Raw genomic sequence first — 22,093 nt, 5'->3', positions numbered from 1 at the left:
GGGCGAAGCGGGGTCAGCGGCGCGGCCTGAGCCCCGACATCCCGCCGTCGACCTCGACGACCGTGCCCGTCGTCGAGCCCGCGCGGGGACTGGCCAGATAGGCGACCGCGTCGGCGACCTCCGCGGCCTCCACCAGACGCCCGTGCGGCTGCCGGGCGTCCAGGGCCGCGCGCTCGGCCACCGGGTCCGCGGCGGAGTCCAGCAGCCGGGTCACCCAGGGGGTCGCCGCGGTGCCGGGGCTGACCGCGTTCACCCTGATCCCCTCGCCCACGTGGTCCGCCGCCATCTGGAGCGTCAGCGAGTGCAGCGCCCCCTTGCTCGCCCCGTACAGCGCGCGCTCCGGCAGCCCCGCGCTCGCGGCTATGGAGCACATGTTGACGATCGCGGCGCAGGGCGACCGGCGCAGCCACGGCAGCGCCGCCCGGCTGACCCGGACGGCCCCGAGCACGTTGACGTCCAGGACGTGGTGCCACTCGTCGTCGGAGTTGTCGGCCACCGTGCCCCGGGCGCCGATCCCCGCGTTGTTGACGACGACGTCCAACCCGCCGAACGCCTCGGCGACACGTGCCACCGCCGCCCGCACCTCCTCGTCCCTGCCGACGTCCACCCGGTGGGCGTCGGGGTCGCCCGCGAGCGGGTTCAGGTCCAGTACGGCGACCCGCGCACCCTCCTCGCGCAGCCTGGCGACGATCGCCGCGCCGATTCCCGACGCGCCGCCGGTGACCAGGGCCCTGACGTGTCCGAAGCCGGTCACCGGGTCACCTGCCGCTGCCGGCCGAGTCCGTCGATCTCGAGTTCGACGACGTCACCGGGGCGCAGATAGGGGAAGCGGCCGGACAGGGCGACGCCCTCGGGCGTACCGGTCAGGACCAGATCGCCCGGCTCCAGGACCAGGAACTGGCTCAGCCGCCACACGATCTGGCCGACGTCGAAGATCATGTCGGAGGTGCTGGAGTCCTGGCGCGGCTCGCCGTTCACCCAGCTGCGCAGCCGCAGCGCGCCCGGGTCGATCTCGTCGGCGGTGACCAGCCAGGGGCCGACGGGGGAGAAGCCCGGGAACGACTTGCCCTTGCCCCACTGGCCCCCGGACCGCTCGATCTGCCACTCGCGCTCGGAGACATCGTTGGCCAGTGTGTACCCGGCGACGTGTGCGAGCGCCTCGGCCGGCGAGCCGAGGTAGCTCGCCCGGCGGCCGATCACCACGCCGAGCTCCACCTCCCAGTCGGTCTTCACACTGCCCGGCGGGATGGCGAGGTCGTCGTCGGGACCGGCCACGGTGTTCGGAGTCTTGAGGAACACCACCAGATCCTTCGGCGGTTCGGCCCCGGACTCGGCGGCGTGGGCGGCGTAGTTCATCCCCACGCAGACGACCGCGGACGGCCGGGCGACCGGCGCGCCGATCCGCTGTCCCGCGCGCTCGATCCGCGGCAGGTCACCGGCGCGCACCGCGGCGGCGGCACTCTCCAGGGACCGCGACAGGAAGGCTCCGTCGATGTCGTCCGTGAGGGCCGACAGGTCGAGGTAGTGGTCCTCGGCGACGACGACCGGAATCTCCCGGCCGGCCTCCCCGATCCGTGCGAACTTCATCAGACCCCTTCCGCAATCGGATTCCGGACGGATTCCGGACATCGGAACTCCCGGCCCCTGCGACACGTGAGCCGACGGCACCCTACCAGTTGACCCCAGGAATGATCCGATGTTTGGATGCGTTCCGGGAGGGCCCATGACCACGATCACCTCCGTCTCCACGGCGGACGTCCGCTTCCCGACCTCCGCGTCGCTCGACGGCTCCGACGCCATGAACCCGGACCCCGACTACTCGGCCGCCTACGTCGTCCTCCGCACCGACGCGCCCGACGGCCACGAAGGACACGCCTTCGCCTTCACCATCGGCCGCGGCAACGACGTCCAGGTGGCCGCCATCCAGATGCTGGAGGGCCACCTCGTCGGACGCGCGGTGGAACCGCTCCTCGACGACATGGGCGAGGCATGGCGGATCCTGGCCCACGACTCCCAACTGCGCTGGCTGGGACCCGAGAAGGGCATCATGCACATGGCCGTCGGCGCGGTCCTCAACGCCCTGTGGGACCTCAGGGCCAAGCGGGCGGGACTGCCGCTCTGGCAACTGCTGGCCCGGATGTCTCCCGAACAGATCGCCGACCTCGTCGACTACCGCTACCTCACCGACGCCCTCACCCGCGACGAGGCCCTCGCCCTGCTGCGCCGCGCCGAACCCGGCCGGGCCGCACGCGAACAGGCCCTCCTGGCCGACGGATACCCCGCCTACACGACCAGCCCCGGCTGGCTCGGCTACTCCGACGCACAACTCGCCCGCCTGTGCCGCGAGGCCCTCGACGCCGGATTCCCGCAGATCAAACTCAAGGTCGGCGCCAACCTCGACGACGACATCCGACGTCTGCGGCTCGCCCGCGAGATCTGCGGCACCGGCTACCCCATCGCGGTCGACGCCAACCAGCGCTGGGACGTGGCCGCCGCCGTCGAGTGGATCCGCGCCCTCGCGCCCTACGACCCGGCCTGGGTGGAGGAACCCACCAGCCCCGACGACATCCTGGGCCACGCCGCCATCGCCCGCGCCATCGCCCCCGTTCCGGTGGCCACCGGCGAACACGTGCACAACCGCGTCATGGTCAAGCAGTTCCTCCAGGCCGGAGCCGTGCAGATCCTCCAGATCGACGCGGCCCGCGTCGGCGGCGTCAACGAGAACATCGCCCATCTGCTGCTCGCCGCGAAGTTCGGCATCCCCGTCTGCCCGCACGCCGGGGGCGTGGGCCTGTGCGAGGCCGTCCAGCACCTGTCGATGTTCGACTTCGTCGCCGTCTCCGGCACCAGGGAAGGACGCATGATCGAATACGTCGACCACCTCCACGAACACTTCGTCACCCCCACGGTGATCCGCGACGGCCGCTACCGCGCCCCCACCGCCCCGGGCGCCGGAACCGAGATGCGCGCGGCCTCGCTCGCCGCACACCGCCGGCCCACCGGAACGGAAGCCGCCGCATGACCGGCCGGCTCGGCTTCGGAGGCGCACCCCTCGGCAACCTCTACCGCGAGGTCTCCGACGAGGACGCCCACGCCGTACTGGAGGAGGCCTGGGCGGGCGGCATCCGCGACTTCGACACCGCGCCCCACTACGGACTGGGCCTCGGCGAGCGCCGCCTCGGCGCGTTCCTGCGCGAACAGCCCCGTGACAGCTACCGCCTGTCGACCAAGGCCGGCCGCCTCATCGTGCCGAACACCGGCCGCCGGCACGGCACCGACGAGGCGAGCGGGTTCCTCGTGCCCGACGACCACGTACGGCACTGGGACCCCGGCCCGGACGGCATTCGGCGCAGCCTCGACGACTCACTCGAACGACTCGGCCTCGACCGCGTCGACACCCTCTTCCTCCACGACCCCGACGTCTACGGTCTCGACGAGGGACTGCGGCAGGGGTTGCCTGCACTCGTACATCTGCGGGAGGCCGGACTGGTCGACGAGATCGGGATCGGCGTCAACAGCGTGGCGGCGGCAGTCCGTGCGGTCCGCGAGGGCGACCTCGACGTCGTCATGATCGCCGGGCGGTACACCCTGCTCGAACAGCCCGCCGCCGCCCAACTCCTGCCCCTGTGCCAGGAGCGCGGGGTACGGGTCCTCGCGGTCGCGGTGTTCAACTCGGGGCTCCTCGCCGCCGACGACCCCGCCACGGCCCACTACGACTACGGCCCCGTACCGCCCGAACTCGCCGCACGCACCGTACGGTTGCGCGAGACCTGCGCCCGCTTCGGCGTCCCGCTGCCCGCCGCCGCCCTCCAGTACCCGCTGCGCCACCCGGCGGTGGACCAGGTGGTCGTCGGCACGGCGAGCCCGGCCGAGATGCGCGCCAACCTCCGGCACATGAGGACCCAGATCCCCGACGGACTGTGGGAGACGCTGCGCGAAGAACGGCTGATCCCCTGACGCGCCTCCCTCAGCCGGCGATCCCGTAGACCCGGCGCGCGGTGCCCGCGGCGACCTGGGGCCAGTCCGCGCGGCCGACGACGTCCCGCACCAGGCCGAACCACTCGGCCGTCGTCGTCCCGCCGTCGGCCCCGGTGCTCACCGGCCAGTCACCGCCCAGCAGACAGCGCTCCGGGCCGAACAGGTCGAGGGCCGCGCGGAGCAGGTCCGGGCCGTGCCGTCGCAGCGTCTCCGCGTCGCGGGCCTCGGCGGGCAGCCCGGAGAGCTTCACCGTCAGCCGCTCATGACGGGCCAGCCTTCGCAGCGACGCCAGCCAGGCCCGCCCGGCGTCCGAGCGCAGGCCCTCGTCCACCGGCGGCTTGCCGAGATGGTCGAGGACGGTGGTCCCGTCACCGGAGCCGGCCAGCAGACGGCCGAGGTCGTCCAGCTGGGTCCAGCGCACGCACGCGTCGAAGACGAGACCGGCGCGAACCACCTCGGCGAGCCCCGCGCGCAGCGCGGGCGCCACGAGCCGCTCGCCCGGCAGGTCCTGGAGCAGTTGGCGGACGCCGCGCACGAGCGGCAACGCGGCCGCCCGCTCGATCCGTTCGCCCGCGTCGGGCGCCTCCAGGTCGGCCGCCACGACCATCGCCGCCAGCCCGGGCCAGTCAAGGCCCGCGACCCAGCGGGCCTCGTCGGGGGCCGCCTCCGGGGCGACGTCGGCCTCGACGAACACCCACCGCGTCACCGCGCCGTCGGCGTCGTCGATGTCACCCGGCAGCCTCGGCCGGTCCAGCGCCGTACCGGCGAGCCAGTCGTACCGCAGCCGACGGGGGTCCCAGACGTGCACATGCGCGTCGATCACCTCTGCGACACGGCTGCCGGATGGCGGTGCGACACGCATCAGCGGGCCCTGCGGAGCCAGTGCTCCACACCGCAGACATGGACGAACATCAGCGCCTGGGCGAGTTCCGCGTTCCGGTGCCGCAGGGCGTCCAGGATGCCGCGGTGCTCGTCGATCGTGCGGGCGACCGAACCGCCCTCGGTGATGCCGCGCCAGATGCGGGCGCGGACGGTGTCGCCGGACAGGGAGTCGAGGAGACTCGTCAGATAGGCGTTGCCGGTCGCCTCGGCGATCGCGTGGTGGAACGCGATGTCGTGGGCGACCAGGGTCTCCACGTCGGCGTCCGCACCGACGTCCGCGAGCCGCCGCTCGATCGCGGCCAGCCGCTCGTCGGTGATCGAGCGGCACGCCAGCGCGGCCACCTGCGGTTCGAGCATCCGCCGTACCGCGAGGACCTCCAGGACCGAATCGTCCTGGTGGAGGTCGACGACGAAGGACATGGCCTCAAGCAGCAGCCGCGGTTCGAGACTGGTGACGTAGGTCCCGTCACCGCGCCGCACGTCCAGCACGCGGATGACCTCCAGTGCCTTGACGGCCTCCCGCAGCGAGTTGCGCGAGAGCCCGAGCGCCTCGCTCAGCTCCTTCTCGGGAGGCAGCCGGGACCCGGGCGACAGCTCGCCCGAGACGATCATTTCCTTGATCTTGAGAATAGCCGCGTCGGTGACCGCCATGCGGCCCACTCTAAGTCCGGCGTCCGGTCCGCTTGTCCGTCACTCCGGGGCCGACCTACCGTGCCCTGATGGATCTCTTCTCGCGCTCCTGGACAGCACTGCTCGCGGCGGTCGCCGAACTGTCGGAGGAGGACTTCGAGCGGCCGTCCGGCTGTGCCGGGTGGCGTGTGCGGGACCTGGTCTGCCACCTCGTCATCGACGCCCAGGACGTGCTGATCACCCTCGTCACGCCCAGCGGGACCGAACCGACCGCGGACGCGGTCACCTACTGGACCCTCCTGGACGAGCCGCCGACCGGCGAGGACCCCCTCGACGCGCTGATCCCGCGGCTGGCCGCCGCGTACGGTCCGCCGCGATGGCTGACGTTCCACCTGGACGACGTGGGTTCCGCCGCGGGCCGGGCCGCGCGACTGGCCGACCCCGCCCTCCGCGTCAGCACCCAGGAGAAGGTACTGACCGTCGGCGACTACCTCTCCGCGTACGTACTCGAATGGACCCTGCACCACCTCGACCTCATCGCGCACCTGCCGTCGGCCGCCGAGCCGCCCGCCGAAGCCCTCGCCGCGGCGCGCGCCCTGCTGGAGCGGATCGCCGGGGCCCCGTTTCCCGCCCGGTTCTCCGACAAGGACGCCCTGCTGATCGGCACCGGGCGTCGCACACCGACCGACGCCGAGACGGCCGCGCTGTCCGGCCTCGCCGCCCACCTGCCGCTCATCCTCGGCTGACGGCGCTCCGGCGGACGTGACCCCGGTCACATGTGGCACCGGGAACTTCCTCCCTTGCCGCTCCGACTCCTGTGCTGCCGTCGCCGAAACGGTCGGCCGCGGCAGCGGTGGGGAGAGGAGTCGCGGATGCCCGAGACAGGGACACAGCCGGGGGTGGGGGCCGCGCCGGAGGCGGAGCCCGTACCGGAGGCGCGGGCTCCCGTCGGTCTTGATGCCGACGTACCGCCGTCGCCGCGGTCGGCCGGGGAACCGGTTCCCGCGCCCGCGCCCGCCGTGCCGGGACCGTGGAGCGGGCTGCGGCCCCTGCTGCTGCGGCTGCACTTCTACGCCGGTGTCCTCATCGGCCCGTTCATCCTCGTCGCCGCCGTCACGGGACTCGCCTACACCGTCACGCCACAGGTCGAGTCGATCCTTTACGACCACGAGCTGAAGGTGACGCCCCACGGCAGCGCCGAGCCGCTCGCCGCCCAAGTGGCCGCCGCGCGGCGGGCGGTGCCCGGCGGCACCCTGGTGTCCGTCACGAAGGGCGCCGGGCCCACCGACTCCACCCGCGTCACCTTCGACAAGGACGGCCTGCCCGCGGGCTACACGCTCACCGCCTTCGTCGACCCGTACGACGGCGAAGTCCTCGGCGAACTGCGGACGTTCGGCCAGTGGCTGCCCGCCCGGGCCTGGCTCGACGATCTGCACCGCAATCTGCACCTGGGCGACTTCGGCCGCAACTACAGTGAGATCGCCGCGAGTTGGCTGTGGGTCGAGGTGCTCGGCGGTCTCGCCCTGTGGGCCGGCACCGCACGCAACCGCAAGCGGCTGCGCCGTCTGCTGCTGCCCCGAGGGGGTCCCAAGGGCCGTCGGCGCACGCTCTCCTGGCACGGCGCGGTCGGCCTGTGGGCCTCCGCCGGCCTGCTCGCCCTCTCCGCGACCGGCCTGACCTGGTCCGCGCACGCGGGCGCCAGTATCGGGCGGATCCAGGACTCCCTGGGCGGCAGCACGCCCTCGGTCTCCACGGTGCTGCCCGCCGCCACCGGCGCGGAGCAGGGCGGGGGAGACGGGCGCGAGGACGTCGGCATCGACGCGGTCGTCGCCTCGGCCCGTGACGCCGGGCTGGTCGGCGTACTCGTCGTCACCCCGCCCGCCGACGCGGACTCCGCGTACACCGTGAAGGAGAACACCCGCAGCTGGCCCGAACAACAGGACGTGGTCGCCGTCGACCCGGCCACTGGGAAGGTGACGCACGAGCTCGACTTCGACGACTTCCCGCTGCTCGCCAAGATGACCTCCTGGGGCATCAACGCGCACATGGGCCTGCTGTTCGGCCTCGCCAACCAGATCGTCCTCGCGCTGCTCGCCCTCGGCGTCATCGGGATGACGCTGTGGGGTTACCGCATGTGGTGGCTGCGCCGGCCGACCCGCGCGCAGGGCCTCACTGCCGGCCGCGCGCCGGTGCGCGGGGCCTGGCGCCGGGTGCCCGGCCGGGTCCTCGCGCCCCTCGTGGTGGCGGCCGCGGTCATCGGCTACTACGTGCCGTTCTTCGGTCTGCCGCTGCTCCTGTTCGTCCTGGTGGACGTGACGGCGGGCGCGGTGCGGCGGCGCCGGGCGGGGGTGACGGCGTGATCGCGGCGACCGGACTGCGCTGGATCCTGACCCTGCTGTTCGCCGTGTCCGCCGCCCACGGGGTGTGGCGGGCCGTCCTGCCCGGGACGGCCGTCACCGCGCGGGTGGACCACGCGCTGCACGTGGCGATGAGCGCGCTGATGGCGGCGATGGCCTGGCCGTGGGGCATGGACCTGTCGGCCGGACCGCAGATCGTGCTCTTCTCGGCGGGCGCGCTGTGGTTCCTCGCCGCCGCCCCCTTCCGTCCCGGCGACCGCACCCGGCGCGGGGCGGTGCTCGCCGCGTGGCCACACGTGCTGATGATGGCGGCCATGGCCTGGATGGTGGCGGCGATGGCCTCCTCCGGTGCGATGGCGGGCGGCTCCGGCGGGGGCAGCATGGAGGGCATGGACATGGGCGACGGCTCGGGGCTCGCCGCCATGACCCTGACCGGTACGGGGCCGAGGCTGGCGGCGGGCGTCCTCGCCGCCGCGTTCGCCGGGCTCGGCCTGGTCTGGCTGGCCCGTGCGTTCGACCGGGCCCGCGCCCTGGACCCGGCGGTCCGGCCGGGCGCGACGGGTGCGGCGGCCGTAACGGTCACGACGGCCGGGGTGCCGGGCGAGGGCGCTGCCGTCGCCCTCGGGCTCGGCTGCCATGCGGCCATGGCGCTGGGGATGGCGGTGATGTTCGTACTGCTCGTCGGATAGCGCTGAAGGGCGGGCCCGTGGCCGCCGCACCGGTTCCGGCGCGGCGGCGGCACGCTATGCGTCCGCGTCGCCGGTGATCCCCCGGAGCAGGCCGCCCAGGACCCGGCGCAGCCGGGGCTCCACCTCCACCACGGCGTGCGCGAGCCGGGGGTCGTCGCGGTAGAGCGCCTGGATGTGCGGGCCCGGCGTCGCCATCTGCCACAGGGCGCCGGCGAGGCTGGTGGCCGTCGCGATGACATCGACGGCCCGCTGCTCGTCCAGGCCGAGCAGCCGGCCGAGTTCCGCGCCGATCCGTGCGACCTCGTCGAGGGTGACGAGCTTGAAGGCGCGCACCGACTCCACCGACACGTTCCGTTCCAGGTTGAGGGGCGCCTGGGCGAGCAGGTCGCAGAACAGCGGCCGGGCCGCCAGCGTGGCCGCGAGCACCTCGCCGACGCCCTCCGGCCCGGCGTGCGGCAGCTCACGCAGCCGGCCGCACAGCTCCGCGGACCACTCCCGCCACCCCTCGGCGGTGATCCTGAGGAAGATCTGCTCCCGCGTCTCGAAGTAGCGCAGCAGCGCGGACTTGTGCATGCCCACGGCGGCGGCGATGTCGGTGAGGGTGATCTCCCTGATCCCGCGCTCGGCGCCGAGCGCGCGGGCCGCCTCGAGGATCGCCGCTTCGCGCTGCTGCTTGGCCTGTGCGCTGCGGGCGCGCTGGAATCCGGACGCGGTCATCGCCCCATCGTAGAGCAACGCTGTTGCACTATTAACGCAACGGTGTTTCACTAATGGTATGGAACCTCAGGAACGACAAGAGCGACAGGAACGACAGCAAGGGAGCGCCCCCGCTGCGCGGGTCTGGTTCGTCACCGGCTCCTCCCGCGGCCTCGGCCGCGCCCTGGTCACCGCCGCGCTCGACGCGGGCGACCTCGTCGCCGCCACCGCCCGCCGGCCGGAGCAACTGGACGATCTCGTACGGAAGTACGGCGAGGACCGGGTCCTCGCGCTTCCGCTCGACGTCACCGACGGCGCCGCCACACGGACGGTCGTCGACACGGTGCTCGGCCACTACGGACGCATCGACGTGCTCGTCAACAACGCCGGGTACGCCAACGTCTCGCCCGTCGAGACCACGGACGACGACGACTTCCGCACCCAGTTCGAGACCAACTTCTGGGGTGTCTACCACGTCACCAGGGCCGCCCTGCCGGCCCTGCGCGCCCAGGGCTCCGGGACGGTCGTGCAGATCTCCTCGGTCGGCGGCCGCGTGGGCGGCTCGCCCGGCATCGCGTCCTACCAGGCCGCCAAGTTCGCCGTGGACGGCTTCTCCCGGGTGCTCGCCGCGGAGACGGCGCCCTTCGGAGTGCGCGTCATGGTCGTCGAACCGAGCGGCTTCGCCACGGACTGGGCCGGCTCCTCGATGACCGTGCGGGACATCCCCGCACCGTACGAGGAGACCGTCGGCCTGATGAACCGGCGCGTACGGCAGAACGACGCCGGAGCGGCCGGCGACCCGCAGCGCGCCGCGCGGATCATCGTCGACGCGGCCGGTCGCGACAATCCCCCCTCGCACCTGCTGCTCGGCGTCAACGCCGTGGAGATGGCGCAGGACTACTCCCGCCGCCAACTCGCCGAAGCGGCCACCTGGGAAAAGGTGAGCCGCTCGGCCGACTTCGCAGAGCCGTACCCGGCCGCGTTCCCGCCGGACGAGGCGCCCGCGTAAGGGGGTGCCGCCGCGCAACTCGGCGGCGTACAGCGGACGTGCGCGGCGGACCGGGAGGTCGCGGCATGATTCCTCCGTGGCCCCGACGCATGACACCCCGGACCGCACCCCGACCCGCCGGGCGGCGCGACTCGTCCACCCCGACTTCCGGTCGCTCTGGATCGGCCAGACCGTCAGCGGACTGGGCAGCAGCATCACCGTGGTGTCCGTGCCGCTGATCGCGGTGGTGACGTTGCACGCCGACTCCACCGCCGTCGGCCTGCTCGCCGGGGCGGTGTGGGTGCCCTGGCTGCTGGTGGGGCTGCCCGTGGGCGCGTGGGTGGACCGCGTGCGGAAACGGCCACTGATGATCGCCTGCGATCTGGTGTCCGCCGCGGCGCTGACGAGCGTCCCCCTGGCGGCGTGGTGCGGCGCGCTCACCCTCGCGCACATGGCCGTCGTCGCGCTGCTCTGCGGTACCGCGGCGGTGTGTTTCCACACCGCCTACCACTCGTACATACGGATCGTGCTCGACGGCCGGGGCCTGCTGGAGGGAAACGCCAGGCTGCAGGGCGGCGAGGCCGCCGCGCAGCTCGCCGGGCCGGGGGCGGCGGGGGTGCTCGTCCAGGCCTTCGGCGCGGTCGCCGCGCTCGTGGCCGACGCGGCGACCTTTCTGGTCTCCGCCTTCTGCCTCACGCGCATCCGGGTGGCCGAACCGGTCCACGCCCCCGGCGCGGACCGGCCACCGCTGCGACGGCAGATCGTCGAAGGGCTCGGCTTCGTGGGCCGGGACCGGTACCTGCGGCCGATGGTCACCTGGGGCGCCGTCGTGAACATGGCGCTGATGGGGTACCAGGCGGTTCAGGTCGTGTTCCTGGTTCGCGCCGTCGGACTGGACCCGGCCATGGTCGGGCTGCTGCTGACCAGCGGCAGCGCCGGCGGCATCGTCGGCGCGGTCGCGGCCACCAGGGTGAGCCGGCGCATCGGCACCGGGCGCGGACTGCTTCTTCTGCAACTCGCCACCGCACCGTTCGCGCTGCTCCTGCCGATGACCACCGCCGGGCCGGGGATGCTGCTGTTCGCGGCGGGATCCTTCCTCGTCGGGACCGGCGTCTCCGTGGCCAATGTCGTGGTCGGCAGCTTTCGGCAGAGCTACTGCCCGCCGCACCTGCTCGGCCGGGTCGTGGCCACGGCCGCGGTGATCAACCACAGCACCATCCCGCTCGGCTCCGTGCTCGGCGGGCTGCTCGGCGACGCCGTGGGGTACCGACCGGCCATGTGGATCACGACAGGTGTCGTCGCGCCCAGCTGGCTCGTCCTGGCCATGAGCCCGATGCGCCGTGAGCGCGACCTTCCGCACGTCGGCGATCTTCCGCTCGCCGACGACCCCTCGTCCACCGGCGATCTCGCTCCCCCCGACGCGCCGACACGCCGCGAGGACTCCAACAACCCGCCCCTGTAACCTCGTTCACGTCGGACGCCGAGATCCGTAAGGACCGGCCGCCGCCCCGGGAACAGTCGGTCCCGTCGGTGCTGTTGCACCGGCGGGGGGCCGGCGCCGCACGGGCGGGAACCACGCAGACCACGTGGTTGTCCGTTTCCACAGGGTCCGATCCCCGCAGGAACCCGCGGCACGCCCGCCGCACACTCGGACCAGTACGCATTTTTTGCGCGATCGCAGGAGGACTGTTTCCATGGCCGACCGGCCCTTGACGCTCATGGCAGTACACGCCCACCCCGACGACGAGGCCACCGGCACCGGAGGCGTCCTCGCGCGGTACGCGGCGGAAGGCATCCGCACGGTTCTCGTGACGTGTACCGACGGCGGTTGCGGTGACGGACCGGGAGGCGTCAAGCCGGGCGATCCCGGCCACGACCCGGCGGCGGTCGCCCTGATGCGCCGCAAGGAACTCGAGGCGAGCTGCGAGGTCCTGAAGATCAGCGATCTGGAGATGCTGGACTACGCCGACTCCGGGATGATGGGCTGGGCGACCAACGACGCCCCCGGATCCTTCTGGCGGACCCCGGTGCAGGAGGGCGCGGCCCGGCTCGCGGACCTCATGCGGCAGTACCGCCCCGACGTGGTCGTCACCTATGACGAGAACGGCTTCTACGGTCACCCCGACCACATCCAGGCCCACCGCATCACGATGGCGGCACTGGAGATAGCCGGGCCGGTGCCGAAGGTGTACTGGACGACGATGCCCCGCTCGGGGATGCGGCGGTTCGGCGAGATCATGCGCGAGTTCGGTGAGGACATGCCCGAGCCGGACCCGGCCGAGGCCGCCGCGATGGCCGAGATCGGCCTCCCCGACGACGAGATCACCACGTGGGTCGACGCGACCGGGTTCAGCGACCAGAAGTACGACGCCCTGGCCGCGCACGCCAGCCAGGGCGAGAACATCTTCTTCCTCAGGATGGGCAAGGAGAGGTTCGGCGAACTGATGGGCGTCGAGACGTTCCTGCGCGTCCGGGACACCACCGGCGCGACCCTGCCGGAGAACGACCTCTTCGCCGGCCTGCGCTGACCCGTCCACCCGTCTGCCCGTCTGCCCGCCGGCGGGCAGACGGCCCCGCACGTGCCTCAGGATGAAGCCGGCCGGCGCCTCCGCCCCCGCGCGCCGGCCGGCTTCCCGAGTCGCACGTTCCACCCGGCTCCGGTGCTCCTCCCACCACACCGAAGTCGCCCACACGTCCGCGGTCGGCTCGGCACCGTCCCCCGTCTACAGGCGGACGTCCAGCCGCCGGCCGTTCCGTGTGCTCCGCACCATGACGGACTCGGCGCGCGGGGGGTGGCCGGTGGCCGAGACGACCAGGGTGTGGGAGCCCGGCCGTAGCCGGAGCCCGTAGTCGCCGTCCTCCGTGTACGTCTGGGCGACCCGCCGGCCGCGTGCGTCGATGACGGTGATGCGGGCGGCGCAGCCGCCGGGGTGGGCTGCGCAGCGTACCGAGCCGGTGAGGCGCGCCATGGCCGTGCCGGCCGGGTCCAGGGTTCCGGCGGTCCCGGTGATCCCAACACTCCCGGTGCGGCGTAGGCCGTTGTCCCCTCCGGCCGCCGGCTGCGTCCGGCCCGCGCCGGGCTCCACGGTGAGGCCGCACTGCTCCGCGAACGCGGCCAGCGTCGTGTCGAGCGCCTCCAGCTCGTGCAGGGCGGTCCGCAGCCGTCGCGCGCGGGGGCCGGGCACGGCGGACCATGCCCCGTCCCGCAGCTCACGGACGTACGGGGTGACGGGGCGCCAGACACCCTGGGCCGTGCCGTTGGCGAGGTGGTGGTCGAGCGCGCGCAGCGAATCGGTGAAGGTGTGCGTGATGAGCCGAAGGCGCTCGGACAGGCTCGCCGAGAGGTCGATGTCGATGTCGGCGGCGGACGCCAGCGCCCGGGCGTGCCCCGCGGCCGTGGTCAGCAGCGCCATCCGGTGGTGCGGCCCGCGCCCGCGGACCCCGAGCGGCATGCGCACCACCGGCCGGGACGCCTCCGTCACCTCGAACAGAGCGGCGTCGACGGCCCGTGCCGCACCCCGCAGCCGTACCGGACTGTCCGGTTCCTCCCAGCGGGTCGCGACCTGGGTGAGGAGCGTCCGCACCGCCTGGACGTACCCGTGTTCGGCCTCGCGGACGACGGTCCGGGTGGACAGGGGAAAGATCAGTGCGGCGCACGCCGACGCCACCAGGATGCCGATGCCGTTGTCGACGAGCCGTTCGCCGAGCAGATGGTTCATCGCGCTGTCCGGCGTGGTCAGCCCGTACAGCTGCACCAGGGCGACGACCAGTCCGGTGGTCCACAGGGCGTAGGCGCGCTGCATGCCCCAGGAGCCGAGGGAGAGCCCGAGAACGATGACGGCGAGCGTCCAGTGGATGTGCTGGTGACCGGTCCAGTGCAGCAGGAGCACCCCGAGCACGGCGCCGGCGATGGTGCCGGCCATGCGGTGGCCGAACTTGCGCAGCCGCTCGTGGGTGGTGCTGGTGCCGAACAGCGTGATCATCACCCCGACCAGGCCCCAGTAGAAGCGCTGCGGATCGATGGCGTCGGCGATGGGACAGACGACGGCGGCGGCCACCGCCGCGTGCAGCGGGGCGCGCACGAAGGGCACCACACGCTGCCATCCGCTCTCCGTACGGGCGGTGAGCGCGCGCCGCATCGGCGCGGCCGAACCGGGGATCCGGTTGTTCTCCAGCGCCACCGCGGGCTGGAAGGGCACCGCGGCAGGGGCGTGCGGTGTCCGCCGGCCCAGCGCCAGCCAGCCGGTGAGGGAGTCGGCGAGGGAGTCCATGAGCTCGGCCACCCGGCGGGCGAGGACGGCGCACTCGGCGTCCCCGGGGTCGGCCCCCGGATCGCGCAGGACGGCATCGGCCTGCGCGCGGATCGTCTCCACGGCGGGCCGCAGACCGCTCGCCCGGTCCGGCGGGGTGTCCCGGGCCAGCAGCAGCCCCACCGCCAGCGCCCGGCGCAGCCCTTCGGGCGGCGACTGCGCGGCGAGCATCTGGACCGCCTGGCTGATCCCGCGCAGGGCCAGCTCCGCGTCGAACAGTTGCCGGTGCAGCAGCTCGGCCACGACGGGGTCGGCCGCGGCCTCGGGCTGGGCGAGGCGCGCGTCGATCGTGAGGGTGACGACGTTCAGCCGGCGCAGCGAACGGTTCGTACGGCGCTCGACCCGCCGGGGGCCGGCGTCCGGGTCGAGGGCGTCGACGGTGGCGTCGGCCAGGCGGCGGGCCTCCACGACGAAGGCCCGCTGTGTGCGGAGCAGGTCCTCCCGGGGCATCGGGTAACACAGCAGCAGCCGGGTGGCCAGCACCGCCGCGGCGGACACCAGGGCCACCGCGAACGCGCTGCCCATCATGGCCGTGGGGATGGCCACGATGGTCCCCACCAGCAGGCCGTTGAACAGCATCATGCCGGTGAGCAGTGCCAGGGGGCCGAACCGGGCGAGCAGGAAGGTCAGGGCGAGCGCGGCGACGTTGAGGCAGATCTCCAGCGTGCGGTCGCCGTGCAGGAGCGCGGTCAGCCAGAGCACGGCGGTGTAGGGGAACGGCATCCACAGGATGGGCCCGGCGAGCTGCTTCCAGGTGTTGCCGGACACCGCGAAGGCGCTCATCAGGCCCATCATCCCGGCGACCATCATGGCGATCATCGCGGGGAGACCGAGGGCCCGGCCCATGCCGTGGCCGACGGCGAGGGCGGTGACCATGGCGACCAGCGTCCGCCAGCCCGCCTGCAACTGCCCGAGCCCGGGGTCGGCGACCAGCACCCGGTCCCACCACCGGTAGGGACCGGCCACCCGCCGGGGCGCCACATCGAGGGACAGGGCACCGGAGGGCCCGCCTTCCGCGGTGCCGGAGCCCCGGGCTGTCGCGGTACCGGAGGCCTGGCCTCCCGCAGGAGCGGCGGTCCGGTCCTCCATGACGTCGGCGGATCGGTCTCCCGCGCCGTGGTCGGCGTCCTGCCGGGCGGTTCCTGGGCTGGTCAAGTGGTCTCCGGTTCCATGGCTTCGGCGAGGGTGGCGACGGCCTGCCGGGCGTCGCACACCGTGCGCTCGCAGGCGTCGACGGTGGGGGAATGCAGCGCGGTCAGCAGGGCGGCGGCCATCCGCTGCCGCCCCTGTGCGAGCAGCCGGCGGCCGGCGGGGGTGAGCTCGGTCTCCACCGCGCGCCGGTCCGCCGTGCAGCGCCGGCGGACGACGAGGCCACGGTCCTCGAGCTTCTGCAGCAGGACGGTGACCTGCGGCTGGACCATGCCGGTGCGCGCGGCGACCTCGGTCACCCGCAGCGGCCCGGCCTCCAGCGCGTCGAGCAGGGACGCCTCGCTGCGCGTCAGCCCGTACTCACCCGCGCGGAACAACGCCCGGGAGAGCCGGGAGAGGTCGCGCAGCATGCCGTGCGCCGCGCCTTCGATGCGGCGGGCGTCCGCGAGGGCGCTGTCGCCGTCCGAAAGTACATGCATATGGAAACTATATAGCGCGGGAGGAGCCGGCCGGACCCGGCCGATGGGGAGCCGTCACATGATTTTTCGGAAACATGACGAGATGAGTGCCGGTCGCCCTACGATGACCGCCCGGGCCGGTGATCCAACGGGGGTGGGGCCATGGACGGCGACGCGGCAGAACCGTCTTCGGCGTGGCGGCTCCTGCTCGAAGGGCAGGCGCTGTGGAGCGAGTACACCACCGGCGGCGACCGGGCGCAGGAGGACCGTGCCCTCGCGGTCCTTGCCCGGGCGGTCGAACAGGCCGACAGGGAAGGCGACCCCGCTCTGCGCGGAGTGACCAGATCCTCCCTCGGCACGATGCGCGTCGCGCGGTACGAGATGTCGGGCGCACAGTCCGACGTCGACTCCGGGGTCGAACTGCTGACCGCCGCGCTGCGGTACCTGCCACCGGACCACGGGGAGGTGCCGGGTGCGCTCGCCACCCTCGCCAGCGCCTCGCTCCACCGCTACCACCGGTCGGGCGTGGCCCGTCACCTCACCGAGGCCGTCGAAACGGCCCGCCGGGGCATCGAGGCAGTACGCGACCCGCGGGACTTCAGGCTCGGGGGCTGGCACTCCAATCTGGGTGGTCTTCTGCGCCTCCGGTTCGAACTGACCGGGAACGAGCGGGACTTGGACGAAGCGATTGTCAGCGGACGCAGGGCACTGGAGTGCGTTCCCCCGGCGGACCGCGCGTTGGCCCTCGGCGCCCTGATCGGGCACTTGATCCAACGCGCGGTCCGCCGGGGAGACTTGACTGACGCGGCAGAGGCACTGGCCGCAGGACGCGAGGCGCTCGCCGCCATGCCGCCCGGGTACGTGGCGCGCTACCAGGTCATCGGCGCCGCCGTCTCCGCGCTGCGGTTCGACCACCAGATGGCCGGACACCGTGCCTCGCTGGACGAGGCCATCGACCTCCAGCGGGAGCTCACGGCCTCCCTGCCCGAGGGCAGGCCCGACGCGGGTATCCACTTCAGCAACCTCTCGGAGTTGCTGCGCCTGCGCTACGAACAACTGGGCACCCGCAGCGACCTGGACGAGGCGGTGGACACCGCCCGCCGGGCCGAGGAGGCGAACACCGAGCGGGCGAGGGCGCCGCACCTGGCGGCGACCCGCTGCCTGGCGGCACGTGCCCTGTCGACGGAACTGGCGGAGAAGGGGGACAAGGAGGGTGCCACAGTCGCGGCCACCGAGAGCGTCGCGGCGGCCCGCCGCATCGTCTCGGGCTCCGCCGGTAATCCGCTGCTGCTCGCCCGCGGTCTGCTCCACCAGGCGAACGCCCTGCTGGCGCTGGCCGTCGCCACCGGTGAGCGCGACCGGCAGAGCGAGGCCCTCGCCTGCCTGGAGCAGGCCGCCGGGATCGCCCCCGCCGACGACCCGCAACGGGCAGTCCTCCTCACCACCATGGGCCTCGTGGGCCTGAACGCGCTCCCCGACGACGCCGGCGCCGACGCGCTCGACCCGGTCGTCACCCAGCTCAGGCAGGCCGCGGTACTCGGCGGCGACAGCGGCCCCAACGCCTCGCAGGCCGCCGCCAATCTGGTGGTCGCCCTGTTCCGGCGCCATCGGGACACCGGGCGGCCGGAGGACCTGGCGGAGCTCCTGAAGTGGAGCGACACCGTCCTCGAGGCCGATACGACGCCGCCCCCGCAGCGCGTACGGATCGCGAACCTCGCCGCCGGCGTCCTCATGGAGACGGGTGACCACCGCGAGGCGGCCCAACGGTACGCACGTGCCGTCGAACTGCTGCCGATGACCGCCTGGCAGGGGGCGGACCGGGCCAGCGTCGAGACCCAGCTCACCGAGGCGCGCGGGCTCGCCTCCGACGCGGCGGCGGCCCGGCTGACCGCCGACGGGAACGCCGAGGCGGCCCTCGTGCTGTTGGAGACCGGTCGCGGGGTCATGTGGACACGGATGCTGCAACTACGGGCGGAAAGCACCGCGTTGCAGCGGGAGCACCCCGAACTCGCCACGCGCCTCGCGGAGATCGCGTCGCGGCTCACCCTGCTCGACGGGGACGGCGAGTCGGCGGGACTCGTCCCGCTGTCACCCTCGCAGCGCATCGACCACCGTGCCCGGCTGGCGCGCGAGTACCGGGATCTGGTCCGCCAGGCCGTGGCCGCGGGGCACGGCGACTTCCTCGCGCCGCCCTCCCGCGAGGAACTGCTGTCCGCTGCCGCGGCGGGCCCGGTCGTGGTCGTCAACATCAGCCGCTGGCGGTGCGACGCGCTCGTCGTCACGACGGCGGGCGTCACCGCCTGCCCCCTGCCCGGCCTCGACGCGGCACGGGTGGAGGAGTGGGCCGCCGCCCATCTGGCGGCGCAGCACCGCGTCGACCGGGCGCACGCCGCCCTGCACCGTGCCCGGACCGCCGGGGTGAACCCGGCTGCGTTCCGCGCTCAGCACGACGCGCGCAACGAGGTCCGGCAGGCCACCCGGCACGCCGAGACGATGCTGGAACGCGTCCTCGGACTGCTGTGGGACACGGTCGCGGAGCCCGTACTCGCCCATCTCGCCGAGACGGGCAGTGCCCCCTCGGCGGGGCGGGCCGCGCACGGCGCGTCCCCGGCGGACGTCGGAGGCGGCGATCGTCCCGCCACGCCCGAGCAGGACGACGCTCCCCGGCTGTGGTGGTGCCCGACCGGAGCGCTGGCGCTGCTTCCGCTGCACGCCGCGGGTCACTACGAGTCCTCCCCGGACGCGCCGGCGCCCGCAGGCGGCCCGCGGACGCTGCTCGACCGTTTCACCTGCTCGTCCGTTCCGACGGTGCGGGCGCTCGCCCGCGCCCGTACCGTGCCGCGGCACCACGCCGGGGAACCCGGGGCCGCCGGAGCCGGCCGGATGCTGATGGTGGCCATGCCGGAGACTCCCGGACAGCCGCCCCTGCCCGAAGTGGACGAGGAACAGGCCCTGCTCCGGACGCTGTTCCCCGCCGCCCTCCTCACGGTGCGTACGCCGCCCGAGGCCACCCGCGCGGTCGTGCGGGAGGACCTGCGCCGGCACGACTGGGTCCACGTCAGCTGCCACGGCACCCAGGACCTGGACGCTCCCTCCTCGGGCGGGCTGCTGCTCGTGGACGGCATGCTCACCGTCGCGGACATCGGCGCGGGACAGCACCGGGGCGAGTTCATCCTGCTGTCGGCCTGCCGGACGGTGACGGGCGGACGCGGCCTGCCCGACGAGGCGATCAGCCTCGGCGCGGCACTGCACTACAGCGGCTACCGCCACGTCGTCGGCACCCAGTGGTCGGTCGACGCCCGGGCGGCGGAGAGGTTCGGCGCGAGCGTCCACACCGCGCTCGCCTCGGACGGGGGCTACACGCCCGAGCGGGCCGCGGCGGCGGTCCGTGGCGCCGCGCTCCGACTGCGCGCCGACACCGGCCTGCCGCGTTTCAGCTGGACCCCGTTCACCCACACCGGCCCTTGAGGCGGTCGGTGACCACCAGGAAGGCGGCACGCGCACGATGACCACGGTCGAACCGACTCCGGCCCTCATACCGTTCAAGGAGATCACGGAGCCCGGCTACGCGAGCAGGTTCGTCGACCGGGGCCTCACCCAGGAAGAGCTGCCCGGCGACGGCCTCCACCTCCACGGCCTCTGTCCGCGGTGCGACGCCCCGATCCAGGCGTTCCTGCCCAGCAGCACGGTCAGATCGGTCGCGCCGCCCCCGGCTCCGCCGGCCGACGGCAGCGTCGCGGCGCCGGCACCCGGCAGCGCGGGCGTGGCCGCGGACAGCGGGGACGGGAGTCCGGACGCTCTCGCCGCGGACACGGCACCCCTCGTCTGCAACTGCACGGCCTGCGACCACCCGGGCCGCCCCGCCGAGTACGCCGACGGCTGCGGTGCCTACTGGCTCCTCACCGTCGAGCGGGAGGAGGCATGACCCTGCGGGTCCGGCCGGCGGACCGGCAGGCCACCCCGGCCGACCTGGCGCTCGCCAGGGCCCGCGAGTCACTCGTGCGCAGTGAGCTGCCACGCGTACGCACCGCCGCGGTGGCCTGGCGCAACGGACTGGCCGGCCTCCTGGTGGGACTGCTCGGTTTCAGTCTCGTCAAGGGGCGCTCCGACGTCTCCCAGCTGGCCTCCGGGTGGGCCCTCACGGTCGGGGCGCTGCTGGCGCTCGCCCTCGTCTGCGGCGGGTTCGGCGCCCTCCGGCTGATGAGGGCCGGGCACGGGCTGCCCACGGTGACACCCGTCTCCCGGCTGCGACCTCAACTGCTCGCCGACCACGAAGAGGCGCTGCGCGCGGCGCGCGACCTGCGCTGGGGCATCCGCGCCACCCTGTGCTGCGCCGGTCTCCTGGTGATCGCCGTGGGCGCGACGTGGTACGGCCCGGCCGCCGCCGACCCCGCCCTGCGGATCACGACCCCCGCCGGCACGGAGTGCGCGACACGGCTGACCCTGGGCCCCTCCGGGGGCGCCCTCACCACGAAGGAGGGTTCCGTGCCCCTGCCCTCCGGCGAGTCCGTCACCGTACGACCCGGCGGCACGGCCTGCGAACAGGCCGGATGAACGACTGTTCGGGAACGGACGGAGCACGTCGCTTCCCCGAGGCCACCCATGACGCTAGATTTGACACCATGACTGCCATCACCCTGCGCATCCCCGACGCCATGGACAAACCGTTGCGTGACGCGGCCGCCGGTGCGCCGTCGCTGAACGACTACATCATGCGGGCCGTGCGCCGGCAGATGACGCTCGACGCCGCGCGCAAGCTCGCCTCGATCGCGCCGCTCGACCTCGCGGGCGAGGGCGACGCCCTGTGACCGTCCGCAAGGGCGACGTCTGGGACGTCGACACCGGCAAGGGCACCCGCACGGTGCTCGTCGTCAGCCTCGACGGCCTCGCCGAGGCGTACAGCGCGGTCGTCGTCCTGGTGCTGCACGCCCCCGCGCAGCACCCCGACACGGCGATGAGCGTGCGACTGACCACCCCGGTCGACGCCTCCCTCGTCGCCGTGAACCTCCTCCAGCTCTCCGCCCTCCGTTTCGAGACCGCCACCCTGCACGGCAACATCGGCCCCGACCAGCAGGAACTCGTCGACAACGCGCTCAGGGCGGTCCTCGACCTGTAGGCGGTCCCGAGCCGCACCGGCCGCCCGTACCGGCACGGCCCCCTCACCCGCGCAACAGGAATGGCGGTCCACGCCCCGGGGAAGGGACAGTGCCTGGAGGGAGGTGGTCATGACCGCGCTCGCGGTTCCGCTGTGGGACGTCGGCAACGGCCAGGGGCTGCGGCAGCTGTCCGAGCTGGGCCTCGCCCTGCTGCTGTCGGGCCTGATCGGCTGGGAGCGGGCGGCGCAGCAGAAGAGCGCCGGTCTGCGCACCCACACGCTCGTGGGCATCGCCAGCGCCCTGATGATGGAGGTGTCCCAGCACGGTTTCACCAACGTGCTCGGCCTGGACAACGTCTCCTTCGACCCGTCCCGCGTGGCCGCCCAGATCGTCTCCGGCATCGGCTTCATCGGCGGCGGCCTGATCTTCGTACGACGGGACGCGGTGCGCGGCCTGACCACCGCCGCGACCATCTGGCTGACCTGCGCGGTCGGCATGGCCTGTGGCGGTGGACTGCCCATCCTCGCCCTGGCCGTCACGGCCGTGCACTTCGTGGTCGTTCGCGGCTACCCCCGGCTGGCCGCGCGCCTGCTCCCCGGCACCGCCTCCGCGTTCGAACTGCGCATGACCTACCGCACCGGCACCGCCCTGCTGCCCCAGCTGATGGAAACCTGCACCCGGCGCGGCTTCCGCATCCTCCAGGTCCGCGTCGACCGCCTCCCGGGCCGCGCCGACCCCGCCGCCCGCGTCCTGCTCGAACTGGAGGGCCCCGCCGACACCGGCACCCTGACGTCCGAACTGTTCCACAACGACGGCGTGATCGACATCGAGGTGACCGCCACGGACGACGACGGGTAGCG

The 22,093-nt window shown here is 73.5% G+C and carries 21 protein-coding genes; 14 read left to right on the top strand and 7 right to left on the bottom strand.

The genetic code is table 11. The annotated features are described in order from the left end of the window. Positions 1-13: 13 nt before the first annotated feature. Both OIE12_RS00650 and OIE12_RS00645 read right to left on the bottom strand, forming a co-directional pair. Positions 14-754, bottom strand: coding sequence for an SDR family NAD(P)-dependent oxidoreductase (locus OIE12_RS00650; RefSeq protein WP_329130529.1), 741 nt, complete (start codon positions 752-754; stop codon positions 14-16). Beyond that, positions 751-1,587, bottom strand: coding sequence for a fumarylacetoacetate hydrolase family protein (locus tag OIE12_RS00645; protein WP_329130526.1), 837 nt, complete (start codon positions 1,585-1,587; stop codon positions 751-753). Before OIE12_RS00645 ends, OIE12_RS00650 begins: the two co-directional genes overlap by 4 nt. Positions 1,588-1,723: 136 nt before the next feature. Here OIE12_RS00645 and OIE12_RS00640 point away from each other — a divergent pair, with 136 nt between their 5' ends. Next, positions 1,724-3,022, top strand: a complete 1,299-nt coding sequence (locus tag OIE12_RS00640; RefSeq protein ID WP_329130525.1) for an L-fuconate dehydratase — start codon at positions 1,724-1,726, stop codon at positions 3,020-3,022. Next, complete coding sequence (locus tag OIE12_RS00635; RefSeq protein ID WP_329130523.1) at positions 3,019-3,957, top strand: aldo/keto reductase; 939 nt, start codon at positions 3,019-3,021, stop codon at positions 3,955-3,957. Before OIE12_RS00640 ends, OIE12_RS00635 begins: the two co-directional genes overlap by 4 nt. Positions 3,958-3,967: 10 nt before the next feature. On the opposite strand, the gene OIE12_RS00630 is transcribed toward OIE12_RS00635, so the two are convergent. Together OIE12_RS00630 and OIE12_RS00625 are read right to left on the bottom strand one after the other, a co-directional pair. Beyond that, on the bottom strand, positions 3,968-4,840 hold the full coding sequence (locus tag OIE12_RS00630; protein WP_329130521.1) for an amidohydrolase family protein: 873 nt from the start codon (positions 4,838-4,840) through the stop codon (positions 3,968-3,970). Then, a complete protein-coding gene (locus OIE12_RS00625; protein ID WP_329130519.1) occupies positions 4,840-5,511 on the bottom strand; it encodes a FadR/GntR family transcriptional regulator in 672 nt (223 codons plus the stop codon). The genes OIE12_RS00630 and OIE12_RS00625 overlap by 1 nt, the downstream gene beginning before the upstream one ends. 68 nt (positions 5,512-5,579) lie before the next feature. Between OIE12_RS00625 and OIE12_RS00620 the strand changes: the two genes are divergently transcribed. The 3 genes from OIE12_RS00620 (at position 5,580) to OIE12_RS00610 (ending at position 8,536) form a co-directional block, all read left to right on the top strand. Further along, on the top strand, positions 5,580-6,236 hold the full coding sequence (locus tag OIE12_RS00620; RefSeq protein ID WP_329130517.1) for a maleylpyruvate isomerase N-terminal domain-containing protein: 657 nt from the start codon (positions 5,580-5,582) through the stop codon (positions 6,234-6,236). Between the two features lie 126 nt (positions 6,237-6,362). Next, entirely contained in the window at positions 6,363-7,850 is a 1,488-nt protein-coding gene (locus OIE12_RS00615; protein WP_329130515.1) for a PepSY-associated TM helix domain-containing protein, read from the top strand. Next, positions 7,847-8,536 (top strand): DUF5134 domain-containing protein, encoded by a 690-nt coding sequence (locus OIE12_RS00610; RefSeq protein WP_329130513.1) that lies wholly within the window; start codon positions 7,847-7,849, stop codon positions 8,534-8,536. Before OIE12_RS00615 ends, OIE12_RS00610 begins: the two co-directional genes overlap by 4 nt. A 54-nt stretch (positions 8,537-8,590) precedes the next feature. Here OIE12_RS00610 and OIE12_RS00605 read toward each other — a convergent pair whose 3' ends face one another. Beyond that, positions 8,591-9,253, bottom strand: a complete 663-nt coding sequence (locus tag OIE12_RS00605; protein ID WP_329130511.1) for a TetR/AcrR family transcriptional regulator — start codon at positions 9,251-9,253, stop codon at positions 8,591-8,593. Between the two features lie 58 nt (positions 9,254-9,311). Here OIE12_RS00605 and OIE12_RS00600 point away from each other — a divergent pair, with 58 nt between their 5' ends. The 3 genes from OIE12_RS00600 to OIE12_RS00590 all read left to right on the top strand — a co-directional run bounded on the left by OIE12_RS00600 (position 9,312) and on the right by OIE12_RS00590 (position 12,748). Next, the gene (locus tag OIE12_RS00600) at positions 9,312-10,241 is read left to right on the top strand and encodes an SDR family NAD(P)-dependent oxidoreductase (protein WP_329130509.1); all 930 of its coding nucleotides are present in this window, start codon (positions 9,312-9,314) and stop codon (positions 10,239-10,241) included. A 76-nt stretch (positions 10,242-10,317) separates the two neighbouring features. Next, complete coding sequence (locus OIE12_RS00595) at positions 10,318-11,682, top strand: MFS transporter (RefSeq protein ID WP_329130507.1); 1,365 nt, start codon at positions 10,318-10,320, stop codon at positions 11,680-11,682. Positions 11,683-11,914: 232 nt separating this feature from the next. Then, on the top strand, positions 11,915-12,748 hold the full coding sequence (locus OIE12_RS00590) for a PIG-L family deacetylase (protein ID WP_329130505.1): 834 nt from the start codon (positions 11,915-11,917) through the stop codon (positions 12,746-12,748). A gap of 195 nt (positions 12,749-12,943) precedes the next feature. Here the strand turns inward: OIE12_RS00590 and OIE12_RS00585 are convergent, their stop codons facing one another. After that, positions 12,944-15,685: an FUSC family protein gene (locus OIE12_RS00585; protein WP_329130502.1), complete on the bottom strand. Its 2,742-nt coding sequence runs from the start codon at positions 15,683-15,685 to the stop codon at positions 12,944-12,946. Beyond that, on the bottom strand, positions 15,682-16,158 hold the full coding sequence (locus OIE12_RS00580; protein ID WP_329130500.1) for a MarR family winged helix-turn-helix transcriptional regulator: 477 nt from the start codon (positions 16,156-16,158) through the stop codon (positions 15,682-15,684). Before OIE12_RS00580 ends, OIE12_RS00585 begins: the two co-directional genes overlap by 4 nt. Positions 16,159-16,299: 141 nt before the next feature. On the opposite strand from OIE12_RS00580, the gene OIE12_RS00575 reads away from it, so the two are divergent. From OIE12_RS00575 to OIE12_RS00550, 6 genes are all read left to right on the top strand, one after another. Continuing rightward, positions 16,300-19,605, top strand: a complete 3,306-nt coding sequence (locus OIE12_RS00575; RefSeq protein ID WP_329130499.1) for a CHAT domain-containing protein — start codon at positions 16,300-16,302, stop codon at positions 19,603-19,605. 37 nt (positions 19,606-19,642) lie between these two features. Then, positions 19,643-20,062 (top strand): hypothetical protein, encoded by a 420-nt coding sequence (locus OIE12_RS00570; RefSeq protein ID WP_329130497.1) that lies wholly within the window; start codon positions 19,643-19,645, stop codon positions 20,060-20,062. Then, positions 20,059-20,691 (top strand): hypothetical protein, encoded by a 633-nt coding sequence (locus OIE12_RS00565; protein ID WP_329130495.1) that lies wholly within the window; start codon positions 20,059-20,061, stop codon positions 20,689-20,691. Before OIE12_RS00570 ends, OIE12_RS00565 begins: the two co-directional genes overlap by 4 nt. Before the next feature lie 68 nt (positions 20,692-20,759). Continuing rightward, the gene (locus OIE12_RS00560; protein WP_329130492.1) at positions 20,760-20,945 is read left to right on the top strand and encodes a hypothetical protein; all 186 of its coding nucleotides are present in this window, start codon (positions 20,760-20,762) and stop codon (positions 20,943-20,945) included. After that, the gene (locus OIE12_RS00555) at positions 20,942-21,253 is read left to right on the top strand and encodes a hypothetical protein (protein ID WP_329130490.1); all 312 of its coding nucleotides are present in this window, start codon (positions 20,942-20,944) and stop codon (positions 21,251-21,253) included. The genes OIE12_RS00560 and OIE12_RS00555 overlap by 4 nt, the downstream gene beginning before the upstream one ends. Before the next feature lie 109 nt (positions 21,254-21,362). Further along, positions 21,363-22,091, top strand: a complete 729-nt coding sequence (locus OIE12_RS00550; RefSeq protein WP_329130488.1) for an MgtC/SapB family protein — start codon at positions 21,363-21,365, stop codon at positions 22,089-22,091. Positions 22,092-22,093 lie beyond the last annotated feature (2 nt).

The sequence above is a fragment of the Streptomyces sp. NBC_00670 genome (assembly GCF_036226765.1).
In the GTDB taxonomy this organism is placed as follows: domain Bacteria; phylum Actinomycetota; class Actinomycetes; order Streptomycetales; family Streptomycetaceae; genus Streptomyces.
The sequence above is the reverse complement of the archived record's forward strand: the minus strand, read 5'-3'. Positions and strand labels throughout refer to the sequence as shown.

Bases quoted from the DNA above. Each gene is read 5' to 3' on its own strand.
- OIE12_RS00640 (WP_329130525.1), top strand. From the start codon at position 1,724: ATGACCACGATCACCTCCGTCTCCACGGCGGACGTCCGCTTCCCGACC.
- OIE12_RS00590 (WP_329130505.1), top strand. From the start codon at position 11,915: ATGGCCGACCGGCCCTTGACGCTCATGGCAGTACACGCCCACCCCGAC.
- OIE12_RS00620 (WP_329130517.1), top strand. From the start codon at position 5,580: ATGGATCTCTTCTCGCGCTCCTGGACAGCACTGCTCGCGGCGGTCGCC.
- OIE12_RS00565 (WP_329130495.1), top strand. From the start codon at position 20,059: ATGACCCTGCGGGTCCGGCCGGCGGACCGGCAGGCCACCCCGGCCGAC.
- OIE12_RS00550 (WP_329130488.1), top strand. From the start codon at position 21,363: ATGACCGCGCTCGCGGTTCCGCTGTGGGACGTCGGCAACGGCCAGGGG.
- OIE12_RS00575 (WP_329130499.1), top strand. From the start codon at position 16,300: ATGGACGGCGACGCGGCAGAACCGTCTTCGGCGTGGCGGCTCCTGCTC.
- OIE12_RS00630 (WP_329130521.1), bottom strand. From the start codon at position 4,840: ATGCGTGTCGCACCGCCATCCGGCAGCCGTGTCGCAGAGGTGATCGAC.
- OIE12_RS00605 (WP_329130511.1), bottom strand. From the start codon at position 9,253: ATGACCGCGTCCGGATTCCAGCGCGCCCGCAGCGCACAGGCCAAGCAG.
- OIE12_RS00645 (WP_329130526.1), bottom strand. From the start codon at position 1,587: ATGAAGTTCGCACGGATCGGGGAGGCCGGCCGGGAGATTCCGGTCGTC.
- OIE12_RS00570 (WP_329130497.1), top strand. From the start codon at position 19,643: ATGACCACGGTCGAACCGACTCCGGCCCTCATACCGTTCAAGGAGATC.
- OIE12_RS00560 (WP_329130492.1), top strand. From the start codon at position 20,760: ATGACTGCCATCACCCTGCGCATCCCCGACGCCATGGACAAACCGTTG.
- OIE12_RS00615 (WP_329130515.1), top strand. From the start codon at position 6,363: ATGCCCGAGACAGGGACACAGCCGGGGGTGGGGGCCGCGCCGGAGGCG.
- OIE12_RS00635 (WP_329130523.1), top strand. From the start codon at position 3,019: ATGACCGGCCGGCTCGGCTTCGGAGGCGCACCCCTCGGCAACCTCTAC.
- OIE12_RS00625 (WP_329130519.1), bottom strand. From the start codon at position 5,511: ATGGCGGTCACCGACGCGGCTATTCTCAAGATCAAGGAAATGATCGTC.
- OIE12_RS00600 (WP_329130509.1), top strand. From the start codon at position 9,312: ATGGAACCTCAGGAACGACAAGAGCGACAGGAACGACAGCAAGGGAGC.
- OIE12_RS00580 (WP_329130500.1), bottom strand. From the start codon at position 16,158: ATGCATGTACTTTCGGACGGCGACAGCGCCCTCGCGGACGCCCGCCGC.